Here is a 12,304-nt window from a genome sequence, read left to right as displayed (position 1 = left end):
GATTTTCATTTAATAATTAAAAAATCGTGCTCTAATCTTGTAGAAAAAAAGAAGCACTGTAAATACTACAGATAATGCCATTACAATTTGTCCATAAATATTTGTGGTATCAAGCATAATCGCAAAATCCTGGAACATAGACCAAAAAGAAATCCAAAACAGCCATTTAGCCCAATCGCTTCTATTTGGCAATACAATAAAAAGTGGCATGACCATTAAATACCATGGAAGAAATCTATGGGAATAAACAAGTATAAGTACTGAAAAAACACTCAATATAAAAACTCTATGACTATTTTCATTCTTATAATTCAACAAATAAACGAAAGCAAGAAAAACAAAAAAACATAATCCTATTACACGAAACATAGGCATTGTAATAGCAAAATTTCCTAGTAAGCTATGATTAAAAAACGACATTAAATAAGCTGTTAAATCGGCAAACGTACTAGAAGGAATACCTTCATTCATCACTTTGAATGGAGCTAAGATCTCACTTAAATTCTGAACAAATGGGTAATAAAATAAAATTCCAAGTAGACAGAAAACTGTAGTTATTAATATTCCGAGTTTAAAAAGCACTTTCAAACTAAGTAAATAGTTTCGCTCCATTTGATATAAAAAAGGCACCCCTAAGAAAACAAGAAAAGTAAACTTGGAAAGTGCTGCTATAGATAACAACAAAATACTCGGTAACAACTTGTCTTTTAATAATAACAAATATCCCCAAGCAATGAGAGATACCCCTACAATATCATTATGAAATTGGCCTAACCCCTGAATAAACCATACTGGAATCAACGCAGCTATAAGAAAACGATTGTCATAATTTTCCATAAAATGCAATACTGCTTCCACATAAAGTATAGTGAATAGAAGAAAAATGAATTTTGAAATCCAAAAAATTAGCACGAAATTCTTACTTCCAATTAAAATTGGAATTGACATTAATAAAACATTCACAGGTCCGTATTTGCAATTCACCTGAGAATAGATTGGATTCACAAAAATTCCAAATTGTGATTGAGTGTCAGCATCGAAAGCAGTATAAATTGAATAACCATTTAGAAATGAGTCTGAATAGGTCAATAATGAAAAAAAATCATTGCTAAAAATGGGTAGTGTGAAAAAGCCAACCACAACGTAGAAATAAGCTAATTTCCTATATGATAAATTAGGTCGAATACCATCAAAAATGACTTTATATATTTGATAATAGTATAGTATATACGAAACAACTAACATTATAAAACATACTACTCGCAAGCTGAAAGGCTCTATTGGATTAAAATCAACACGCAAGGAATTAGTAGAAAAATAATGTACCCAAGAGAGGGTTAAAACTATCAGTGGGTAAAATAGTAGCTTAAATGTTTGTGGTAAATTCAAATTACTTCATCTATTATATACTCTGGTCTATTTTTTATCTCATCAAAAATATTGCCTATATAGGCTCCTAAAACGCCGAGTGATAACATTTGTATGCCGCCAAAAAAAATAATAGACCCGAAGATAGACATCCAACCTATTTCGAATGTTTCAGGATAAAAAATATATTTCAAAAATTGTGCTATAAAAAACAATACACTAATCACAACTAATACTAAGCCAATATTAGTAGCCAAAGTTAAGGGCTTCTTTGAAAAATAGAGCAAACCTCGCATAGCAAATTGTATCATTTTCGAAAGAGGATAATGCGTCTCCCCTGCGAATCGCTCTTCCCGATGATATTCTATTGGTATTTGCTTGAAGCCTATCCAACTAATTAGACCTCGGATATATTTTTGACGTTCTTCGATATTATTAAATACATCTGCCACCTTTCGATCTATCAATCTAAAATCTCCTGTATCAAGCGGTAACTGCGTTTCCGACATCGAATTAATCAATCGATAATAATACTTAGCAGTCATTTTCTTAAACCATGATTCGCCCATTCGTGATTTTCTGACAGCATATACTACATTAGCCTTTTCTTTTTGTGCGAGCTCCACCATATCTGGTATCAAAGCTGGGGGATCTTGCAGATCAGCGTCAATAATTATAATATAGTCTCCTAGTGCGTGCTTTATACCAGCGGAAACTGCAGGCTGATGACCAAAATTTCTCGAAAAATGTATAGACTTTATCTTTGGAAATTTCTCATGAAATGAGATTAAAATTTCTCGGGTTTTATCTCTACTGCCATCATTGACATAGACTATTTCATAATCGTTAAAATGAGTAGACAAAACACCGTTAAGTTGATTATTGGTCTCCTCAATAACCGACTCTTCATTATAACAAGGTACTACTACACTTACTTTCATTGACAAATTTTTAATTAAAGGCCTGCTGGATATCCGCTATCAAATCTTGCGGATTTTCTACACCTACAGAGAAGCGTATTAATTTATCAGTTACATTAATTTTTGCTTTTATATCTTCAGGCACACCGGCATGTGTCATAGAATAAGGATGCTGAATCAAACTCTCTGTGCTACCCAGGCTCACTGCCAATTTTATGAGTTTTAATTTATTCAGAAACTTAAAGCATGGCGCTTCCCCACCTTTTACATCAAATGAAATCATTGCACCTGGTTCAGAACACTGTGCCCTATAAAGTCTCTCCTGTTCTGCATCTTCAAACTGGTCGAAATAATAAACTTTCTCTACCATAGGATGGCTGCGAAGATATTTTGCTACTACCTTTGCATTTTCGCATTGTTTCTCCATGCGCAGTTTCAAAGTCTCTAGGCTTCTCGTTAAAAGCCAAGCAGTGTGAGGACCACTCATTCCACCTAAGTTATTTCTCATTTTCTTGACACGTGCTATCAGTTCCTTACTACCCATGCAGGCACCGGCTACGATATCACTATGACCACCAAGATACTTAGTAGCACTATACACGCATAGGTCTGCACCCATAGCTATAGGATGCTGCCAAATAGGACCCATATACGTATTATCAGCTATTACTAATACTTTCTTATCTGGGGTAGATAACTTTTTGGCTATCGATACACACATTGCGATATCAATGAGAACATTATTCGGATTGGCAGGAGTCTCTACAAATATGACAGAAATTTTATCCTTGATGCCTGCCGCTTCTATAGCCTGCATAATATCTGCTTCTTTATCTCCAGGCATAAATCCATGAGAAGAAATATGATAGCGAGACAATATAGATTTGAAAAAAGTATCTGTACCACCATACAACGGATTGGAATGTAAAACCACATCACCAGGGCGCATAAACTCAAGCAGAGCCGTAGAAATAGCAGCCATTCCACTTTCAAATACACAGGCATCCTCTGCTCCTTTTTCATAGACCGCGAGTCTATTTTCTACTATCTCTAAATTAGGATTATTAAATCTACTATAAACTAAACCATTGGTTTGACCAGCAGGCAGCGATTTCTTACCTGTAATAACCTCAAAAAATTGCTTGCCTTCTTCTGCAGATTTGAATACAAAGGTACTCGTTTGAAAAATAGGAGTTTTGACACTTCCTTCTGACCATTCAGGATTGTAACCTAAGGTCATCATCAAACTCTCAGGATTCATATTTTTATCGCTCATTACTTTAATTTATATCTTCGACAAAGGTAAAATAAAAGCTATATTTGTATCTAAAATATAAATCAAATGAATTTTATAATAAAATTTTTCATTCTGGCTGCTATTTTGAGCCTTTTTGTAGTTTTCTGCAATAACGGCTCATACATTCGAGTTACCAATCCCAATGACTTCAAATCAGTCATTATCTTTTTATCTGCACTAGTTTTACTCAATACATTTGTCAAGCCTATATTAAAAATATTTACTTTTCCATTAAACTGCTTGACATTTGGTTTATTCTCATTTGTTGTCAATTTTATAATAGTTTATTTTGCAGATAAATTAGTCGATTCATTTGAGTTTACCAATTGGAAATATACTTTTATCTTTAGTATATTATTTGCATTAGCTAGCTCTGTAATCGATTATTTCTTAAAAGATAAAGATTAAAATGAGATTTAAAACACTATACTTTCTATTTATTGGAATTTTAGCATGGACACTATTCAATAGCAACTCTGGAGGTGCTGGTGCTAATAATTTCAACTGTAATAACTGTCACAGTGGAGGTAGTGGCACTACCACGATAGATAGCGTAATATTGCGAGATCCAGTAACACTGGATAAAATGGTAAAATATAGCCCTACAAAGTCTTATGTGATAACTATTTATGGCACAAATTCTGGCTCTTTAAATCGATTTGGATTTCAAATGTCACATGGTGGTAAGGGCAGTTTTTCATCTCCATCAGCTGATTGTCAATTATCTGGAAATATATGGGAACATAAACAAAAGATATTAGGAAATTCTAGCAAATTTCAGGTATCTGCTCGCTGGAATGCACCAGCCAAAGGTAGCGGCAATGTAACACTAGAAGCATATCTAAACGCTGTGGACAACAGCAACGATGCCACAGGCGATAAACCTAGCAACAAATATAGCTATTCATTTGATGAATTAACATCTAGTGATTCTGCGAGTATTGAAGTAAGAGTTTTCGGATGGTACAATGATAAGGATCCTAATGCCAGAATTACTTTCAAAGCATATCCTACGAATGGTGGCCCTACTCCTGAGTATCAATGGAAAGTAAATGGGAAAAATATTGGGACCAAAACGACCGAAGATATGTATTCATCATCGACTATTAGAGGCGGGGATACGGTTACTTGCTGGATGTACTCCAGTCAATTTGGAGCTTTTCCCAATCCTGCAGTTTCAAAACCTTATATTGTCATGAAAGCGAATAGTTCAATTTCAAAGGTTTCAACCGACCCTCCAAAACTCATTGTTTCCAATAAAACCCTACATATAATTGATATTCAAGAAATCACTTATCTATCCATTTACAACTATCAAGGCAAACTATTATTTTCCAAACAAATACATTTACCAGAAACTGTAGATTTATCATACCTTTCAAGTGGCATTTATATAGTTAAGATGAAGATTAACAATAATTTAGTAACCAATAGAATTCAATTAAATTAAAAAAACAAGCTCAGATTCAAAAAATAAGTATTATATTTGCACCCTCATAAATAAAATAGAAAATTAAAGTAATATGGCTTTAACTGCAGAAAGAAAAAAAGAATTAGCTCTAGAGCATGGAGGTTCGGCTACGAATACGGGCAAATCTGAAGTTCAGATTGCTATGCTAACTGAGCGTATAGCTAGTATGACCGAGCATCTCAAAGGTCAGAAGAATGACAAAAACACTATGCTTTCACTTATAAAGCTAGTAGGTCAAAGAAGAAAATTGCTTAATTACCTAGCAAAATCTGATATCGGACGATACAGAGATATTATTGCTAAGTTGAAAATAAGAAAATAATTTCCCTTTTTGAGGTAGATTGATTTATAAGCCGATAAATTCAGATTTGTCGGCTTTTTTTGTTAAATTATAAAGTATTAATTCAGATGAATATCGTAAATAAGAAAATCGTTCATGCTAATGGACAAGAAATAAGTATAGAAACTGGTAAACTAGCTAAGCAGGCACATGGCTCGGTAGTAGTGCGTCAAGGCAATACCATGATTATGGCTACTGTCGTATCAGAATATAAGGCAGGTGAAAATGTAGATTTCCTTCCGTTAACAGTAGATTATAGAGAGCGATTTGCTAGTACAGGTAGATTTCCAGGTGGTTTTTTGAAAAGAGAAACAAGACCAAGCGATCATGAGATTCTAATCTCAAGACTCATTGACCGTGCATGTCGTCCACTTTTTCCGGATGATTATCATGCCAATACCATGCTTATGGTTACGCTAATAAGCGCAGATGATGTAATCATGCCAGATACTCTGGCTTGTCTTGCTGCTAGTTCGGCTATTATGGTATCAGATATTCCATTTAATGGTCCTGTCAGTGAGGTGAGAGTAGGTCGCATCAATGGCAACTATGTTATCAATCCGAGTCAAAAGGAAATGGCTGACAGCGATATCGATATGATAATAGCCGCTACGGAGAAGGATATCATGATGGTAGAAGGCGAGATGAACGAAATTTCTGAAAAAGAAATGGCTGATGCTATTATGTTTGCCCATGAAGCCATCAAAGGACATTGCCAGGTACAAAAAGAACTAGAAACAGCTGCTGGTAAAACTCAAAAAAGAGAATATTGCCATGAATCTAGTGATTTAGATTTATACAAAAAAATTAAAGACTTTTGCTATGACAAAATTCAAACCGTAGCCAAGTCAGCAAGTGGCAAAGATGAGCGCAGCGCAGCGTTTGAGGCTATCATCACAGAGTGCAAAGGTACATTTACCGAAGAAGAATTGGCAAAAGAGTTTTTGACCAAATTCTACTATGGTAAAGTAAAGAAAGAAGCTGTAAGAAGAGTCATATTGGATAATAAAGTAAGACTCGATGGCAGAGGAATGAAAGACATTCGTCCTATTTGGTCTGAAATCAACTACCTTCCTTCACCACACGGTTCGGCAGTTTTCACAAGAGGCGAAACGCAGTCATTGACCACTGTAACCCTCGGTACTAAAATGGATGAACAAAGTATTGATGGTGCCGTATTCCAAGATAGCAAGAAATTTATCTTACATTATACTTTCCCATCGTTCTCTACAGGCGAGGCACATGCATACAGAGGAGTAGGTCGCAGAGAGGTAGGTCATGGCAATCTAGCTCAAAGAGCCCTTGAGAAAGCATTAGATCCGAATTTCCCATATACTATAAGAGTAGTTTCTGACATCTTAGAATCCAATGGTAGTTCCTCTATGGCAACGGTATGCGCAGGTAGTTTATCTATGATGGATGCAGGCGTACCTATGACAAGCGGAGTTTCGGGTATAGCTATGGGATTGATAACAGATGATAAAGGAAATTACGCCATCCTTTCTGACATTTTAGGCGATGAAGATCACTTAGGCGATATGGACTTTAAAGTAGCGGGTACTTCAAAAGGTATCACTGCATGCCAAATGGATATCAAAATTGATGGACTTTCTGCCGAACTTTTGATGGAGGCATTGAATCAAGCGAAGGAAGGAAGAACTCATATCTTGAATGAAATGAACAAAACCATAGCTGTATCGAATCCAGAGTTGAAGCCACATACGCCTAGATTAGTAGAAATAATCATCGATAAAGAGTTTATAGGAGCAGTGATAGGACCTGGTGGTAAAATTATCCAAGGTATTCAGGCTGAAACTAATACTACCATCACTATCGAAGAGAAAAACGATAAGGGTTATGTTCAAATATTCGCAAACAATGCCGATGATATAGCAGCTGCGAGTAAGAAAATTAATGGAATAGTGGCTAAACCAGAGGTAGGAGAAATCTATGACGCTACTGTCAAAACGATTGTTGATTTTGGAGCATTTGTAGAAATATTACCAGGAAAAGAAGGTCTTCTACATATCTCAGAAATCGAGTGGCGAAGACTCGACTCCATGGAAGGTGTGCTCAAAGTAGGCGATCCTGTGCAAGTAAAACTTATTGACATCGATAAGAAAACTGGAAAATATAAATTAAGCCGCAAAGTACTAATCCCAAGACCAGATAGTAAGCCGCAGGATAGGTAAACTGAAAATAAAATCTATTTGAGGCTATAAATAAATAAAGTATAGTCCTATTATGAAAGAACTCTACTATTCGTTAAAATCGGCTTGGAATTTTAATGATTCTCGATTAGACGTTTTAAGTAGTTATTTTTTTTTGTTTTTTCTTTCAGGTCTTGTTTTTAATGATCATTTATTCAAAATCTTATACCCAAACATCTTAACAGGGAAGTTATCTGATTTTTTTGGCCTTTTCATTTTTCCATTTTTCATATCAGCCCTATATCCAAAAAGGATAAAATCAATTTATATCTTTACACTCATTATATTCATAGTTTGGAAATCCTCTTTTATTCAACCAATTATTAATGAGTTTAATTCAATTGGTCTAAAATTCAATAGAGTTGTTGATTATTCAGACTATATTGCCTTGACAATTCTCCCATGTTCATTTTATTATTTGAAAAACAAACTTTCTAAGGTAGTAAAGAAAGCTACTTTATTCAACAAATTAGTATTATTAAGCTGTTTCTTTTTCTCTGTTGCAACTACTTTACCTCACGAAGAGATCATCTTAAATAAGACAAATTCGATTGAGTATAATGTAAATATAAGTAAAACTGAACTATTAAGCAAGCTAACTCCGTTAAATAATTACAGTGGTGCTCAAGAGTATAATATTAGAGATACGCTCTTTATCATATATATTAGTAATAATAAAGAGCGAGTTGAATCAATAGTAAATATTCAAGAAATAAGTAAAAATATAACGAAAATAAGATTTGATAAATTTAATTCAGTCACTATTGAAGGGGGTTTTTCAGGAGTTGAAGAGGAACTGAAAACCAAATGGAAGACTAAATCAACGGAAGATTACAACTACTACATTCAAAATCATTTCATAGATAAAATCATTGCTGGCGACTTTCAATACATTTATTTTGATAATTTAAGGATACACAATGAATGGAAAAATAAAGAAAAAGATAGACAGCGAGCTACTATCATAATAAACTAAACTCCATTACTAGGGTCTTTTCCTCATTCACATAGCTATATGTGTCAGCATATTCATTGATGAGAAATAGTCCTCTTCCTCTAGGTTGTGTCAAATTTTTATCTTGGAGTGGACATTCTATTTGCATCAAGTCAAATCCTTGCCCTTCATCTTTTATTCTAAAAACAAGTCGGTTTTCTAATAGACTTAAGCTTATATGAACATATTTTGACTCGTCACTTTTATTACCATGCACTACTGCATTAGTCACTGCTTCCTGAAAACATAGACGTATCTTATGCCTTAACTCTGCCGATACCGCCACATCCTCCATCAGATAGCAAAAGAAGTGTTCTAAATGATAAAGCGAATATTGACTTGAAAGAAAATCTAGCTCCACTATGTTTTGACTTTATTTACGATGAATTTAACGCTAATTCTTCTACTTTTGTTTCAATATATTAACGATAATGTCAAATAATTACTTTACATTCTTGGATCAAAAAGTCCATTATCAATATTTTCTGGGCGATACCAGCAATGCTATCATTGTTCTCATTCATGGACTAGGAGAGCATTCAGGACGATATGAACTCTGGGCTAGAAAGTTCAATGCATATAATTATGGCGTGTGCGCACTCGACCTTCCTGGTCACGGCTTAAGCAATGGAAAGCGTGGTTATATTTATAAATTTTCAGATTTCTATAAAGTCATCGATAGTTTTTTGGAGCAGGTGAAATTAGACTTTCCCAATAAACCCCTTATTCTCTATGGGCATAGTATGGGTGGCAATATTCTCTCTAATTATGTGTTGAAACGTAAACCACAAGTCAAGGCTATAGTATTGTCTTCTCCTTGGTTTAAATTAGCAGTGAAACCGAATGCTTTCAAGTATTTTCTAGGGAAGTTGATGCATAAAATCTATCCAGAATTTCATGATAAAACCAACCTAAATCCAAACTTTATCAGTAGAATACCTGAAGAAGTTGAAAAATATAAAACCGACAAACTGGTACATGGTAGAATTACTCCGGCATTATTTTTTCCCTTATATATCAAAGGAATGAAAATGGTAGAAAGAGCTAAGGAATTCTATCTACCTACCTTGGTTTTCCATGGCAGTGGAGATAATCTGACTAGCCATGAGGCTTCTAAAAAATTTGCTAGCGGTAATGATAAAATTGATTTCTTATCCATTGAAGGTGGTTTTCATGAGTTGCATCACGACTTGGGTAGAGATGAACTGTTTGAAAAAATAATAGATTGGTTGGCGGTACATGTGGTGATGAGGTAGGTAGGAATGCACCTCGAGTTGCGTTCCTACAAGATAGAAAAATAAAAAGAATCTAATGCAAGGCATAATAACAAAATCCACTGGTACATGGTATCAGGTCTATATCCCCGATAAAAAAGCAGAGTTATCCGCTCGGTTAAAAGGGATATTTCGTACCGAAGGTAATCGGGATACAAACCCTATAGCTGTAGGTGATAGTGTTACCATTGAGATAGAACTCGATGACTATGTCATAGCTAGTATCGAAGAACGAAAAAACTATGTCATTCGCCAGAGCCCAAAAAGAAAGGCATTGCGGCATATCATAGCATCAAATATTGACTTGGCTGTAGTAGTCGCAGCTATTAAACGCCCACGAACTTCAACAGGATTTATTGACCGATTTTTGGTAACCACTGAGGCTTATCGCATTCCCACTTTGATAATTATAAATAAGGTAGATGACCTCACAGATAAGGAAAAAACAATTCTCGAAGATTGGGTAGAGACCTACGAATCTATCGGCTACGACGTATTGACTACCTCTACGATTACAGGACAAGGGGTCGAGGAATTAAAAGATTTATTGAAGAACAAACGTAGTCTTTTTTCTGGGCACTCTGGTGTCGGGAAATCAAGTTTGCTCAATTGTATTGAACCCAGCCTAGATTTGCGTACTGGAGAAATCTCAAAGATACATGAAAAAGGCATGCATACTACTACCTTTTCAGAATTGTTTCGTCTTGAAAAATTAAATGCAGAAATAATAGATACACCCGGCATCAAAGAATTCGGAGTCTTGCACACAGAGGATTATGAGGTCAAGGATTTTTTCATTGAATTTGTTCCTTACCTCAATCAATGTAAATTTCACAACTGTATGCATATCAATGAACCTGATTGTAAAGTTTTGGAAGCCTTAGAGGATGGTAAAATTTCACCATGGCGATATCAAAATTATCTAGGCATATTAGAAGATATCAAGGAGCAAGGAAGTAGCTGGGAATTGAAAAAAAGAGACTGGGTCAAGCGGTAAATATGAAAGCAGTAGTACAACGTGTGAGTCAAGCCAGTGTAGCTGTAGATGGAGATATAGTGGGAGCTATCGACAAAGGATTTCTAATACTACTAGGAGTAGGTGTCGATGATAGTCATGAAGATATAGAATACCTCGTTTCAAAAATTTCGCAACTGCGGGTTTTTGCAGATAAGGATGGTAAGATGAATCTCGATATCAAAGCGATTGAAGGAAATTGTCTAGTCATCAGTCAATTTACCCTCTATGCCAATACTAAAAAAGGAAATCGTCCATCGTTTATAGAAGCCGCCCCACCTGATAAAGCTAAAACTATGTTTGAGGAATTTTGCACTCAACTTTCATTGCAAATAGGTCGTAAAGTAGCCACAGGAATTTTCGCTGCGGATATGAAAGTGAGTCTTACGAATGATGGTCCAGTGACTATAATTTATGATAGTAAAAATAGGAAGTCAGGCTAGTTTGACTATATTTGTAGTATAAATCCTAGAAATGATTACCAGTTTATCACAGCTAGATTTCAATAAAACTTACAGCTATGCCGATTATCTGCTATGGCAGTTCCAGGAGCGAGTGGAACTCATACGGGGCAAAATCATGACAATGTCACCAGCACCAAGCAATCTTCATCAACAAGTTCTTAGTGAGCTTCATGGACTACTTTATAATTATTTTAAAAAACACTCATGTCAAGTTCGCTTTGCACCCTTTGATGTGCGACTACTCGATGCTAAGAAATCTAAAAAAGATTCAGACATCTACACCGTGGTTCAACCAGACCTCTGTGTGATTTGTGATTTATCTAAAATAGAAGAACGAGGCTGTCTTGGTGCACCAGATTTAGTCGTAGAAATTTTGTCGCCAGGCAATTCGGACAAGGAAATGAAACATAAATATGATTTGTATCAAGAAAATGGAGTGCGTGAATACTGGGTAATTCACCCCACCGAAAAACAACTTTTCATTTTTGTATTAGAGAATGGAATTTTCGTAGGTAAGCATCCTGTTATCTCGACGGATGTAGTAAATTCATACATATTCTCTGACTTATCGTTTCTATTGGGCGACTTATTTCCAGAGAATCCAGCTGTATGAGACTCTTCCAATCTTTTCGATATGCGTGGCAGGGAATTTCTTATTGTTTTCGTACACAATTAAACTTTCGCATTCACCTAGTCGGATTTATTTTTCTTTTGATATCCTCTTATTTTTTTCAATTTGAAAAATGGGAGGTCATTGTGTGCTTGATATTGTCTGCTCTGGTTTTTTTTGCAGAACTAATGAATACAGCTATCGAATCTGTTGTCGATTTGACTACGCAAGAATTCTCTGAACTAGCCAAAATCGTTAAAGACTGTGCAGCAGGTGCTGTGCTTGTTTTAGCCATAATATCAGTATGTGTATGGTGTATCATCGTATATGGAAAATTATAG

At 35.2% G+C, this 12,304-nt stretch carries 14 protein-coding genes; 10 read left to right on the top strand and 4 right to left on the bottom strand.

Annotated elements, in window-relative coordinates:
- Nucleotides 1-9: 9 nt before the first annotated feature.
- The 3 genes from JNL75_08470 to JNL75_08460 all read right to left on the bottom strand — a co-directional run bounded on the left by JNL75_08470 (nt 10) and on the right by JNL75_08460 (nt 3,564).
- Entirely contained in the window at nt 10-858 is an 849-nt protein-coding gene (locus tag JNL75_08470; GenBank protein ID MBL7789843.1) for a hypothetical protein, read from the bottom strand.
- A 527-nt stretch (nt 859-1,385) separates the two neighbouring features.
- Nucleotides 1,386-2,309 (bottom strand): glycosyltransferase family 2 protein, encoded by a 924-nt coding sequence (locus JNL75_08465; protein MBL7789842.1) that lies wholly within the window; start codon nt 2,307-2,309, stop codon nt 1,386-1,388.
- A 10-nt stretch (nt 2,310-2,319) separates the two neighbouring features.
- A complete protein-coding gene (locus JNL75_08460; protein MBL7789841.1) occupies nt 2,320-3,564 on the bottom strand; it encodes a cystathionine gamma-synthase family protein in 1,245 nt (414 codons plus the stop codon).
- A 66-nt stretch (nt 3,565-3,630) separates the two neighbouring features.
- Here JNL75_08460 and JNL75_08455 point away from each other — a divergent pair, with 66 nt between their 5' ends.
- The 5 genes from JNL75_08455 (at nt 3,631) to JNL75_08435 (ending at nt 8,582) form a co-directional block, all read left to right on the top strand.
- Entirely contained in the window at nt 3,631-3,993 is a 363-nt protein-coding gene (locus tag JNL75_08455) for a phage holin family protein (GenBank protein MBL7789840.1), read from the top strand.
- A gap of 1 nt (nt 3,994) precedes the next feature.
- Nucleotides 3,995-5,035 (top strand): T9SS type A sorting domain-containing protein, encoded by a 1,041-nt coding sequence (locus JNL75_08450; GenBank protein MBL7789839.1) that lies wholly within the window; start codon nt 3,995-3,997, stop codon nt 5,033-5,035.
- Between the two features lie 73 nt (nt 5,036-5,108).
- Nucleotides 5,109-5,378: a 30S ribosomal protein S15 gene (gene rpsO / locus JNL75_08445; protein MBL7789838.1), complete on the top strand. Its 270-nt coding sequence runs from the start codon at nt 5,109-5,111 to the stop codon at nt 5,376-5,378.
- 86 nt (nt 5,379-5,464) lie between these two features.
- Nucleotides 5,465-7,588 carry a polyribonucleotide nucleotidyltransferase gene (locus JNL75_08440; GenBank protein ID MBL7789837.1) on the top strand — a complete coding sequence of 708 codons (2,124 nt, stop codon included), beginning with the start codon at nt 5,465-5,467 and terminating at the stop codon, nt 7,586-7,588.
- Nucleotides 7,589-8,024: 436 nt separating this feature from the next.
- The gene (locus tag JNL75_08435) at nt 8,025-8,582 is read left to right on the top strand and encodes a hypothetical protein (GenBank protein ID MBL7789836.1); all 558 of its coding nucleotides are present in this window, start codon (nt 8,025-8,027) and stop codon (nt 8,580-8,582) included.
- Here JNL75_08435 and JNL75_08430 read toward each other — a convergent pair.
- Nucleotides 8,569-8,961: an ATP-binding protein gene (locus JNL75_08430; protein ID MBL7789835.1), complete on the bottom strand. Its 393-nt coding sequence runs from the start codon at nt 8,959-8,961 to the stop codon at nt 8,569-8,571. The genes JNL75_08435 and JNL75_08430 overlap by 14 nt on opposite strands.
- Before the next feature lie 70 nt (nt 8,962-9,031).
- On the opposite strand from JNL75_08430, the gene JNL75_08425 reads away from it, so the two are divergent.
- The 5 genes from JNL75_08425 to JNL75_08405 are packed head-to-tail and all read left to right on the top strand — an operon-like array spanning nt 9,032 to nt 12,304.
- Nucleotides 9,032-9,856 (top strand): lysophospholipase, encoded by an 825-nt coding sequence (locus tag JNL75_08425; protein ID MBL7789834.1) that lies wholly within the window; start codon nt 9,032-9,034, stop codon nt 9,854-9,856.
- Between the two features lie 55 nt (nt 9,857-9,911).
- On the top strand, nt 9,912-10,871 hold the full coding sequence (gene rsgA / locus JNL75_08420; protein ID MBL7789833.1) for a ribosome small subunit-dependent GTPase A: 960 nt from the start codon (nt 9,912-9,914) through the stop codon (nt 10,869-10,871).
- 2 nt (nt 10,872-10,873) lie between these two features.
- Nucleotides 10,874-11,332, top strand: coding sequence for a D-tyrosyl-tRNA(Tyr) deacylase (locus JNL75_08415; protein ID MBL7789832.1), 459 nt, complete (start codon nt 10,874-10,876; stop codon nt 11,330-11,332).
- 31 nt (nt 11,333-11,363) lie between these two features.
- A complete protein-coding gene (locus JNL75_08410) occupies nt 11,364-11,966 on the top strand; it encodes a Uma2 family endonuclease (GenBank protein ID MBL7789831.1) in 603 nt (200 codons plus the stop codon).
- Entirely contained in the window at nt 11,963-12,304 is a 342-nt protein-coding gene (locus JNL75_08405) for a diacylglycerol kinase (protein ID MBL7789830.1), read from the top strand. The genes JNL75_08410 and JNL75_08405 overlap by 4 nt, the downstream gene beginning before the upstream one ends.

This window comes from Chitinophagales bacterium, from assembly GCA_016787225.1.
Classification (GTDB): Bacteria; Bacteroidota; Bacteroidia; order Chitinophagales; family JADJOU01; genus CHPMRC01.
The sequence above is the reverse complement of the archived record's forward strand: the minus strand, read 5'-3'. Positions and strand labels throughout refer to the sequence as shown.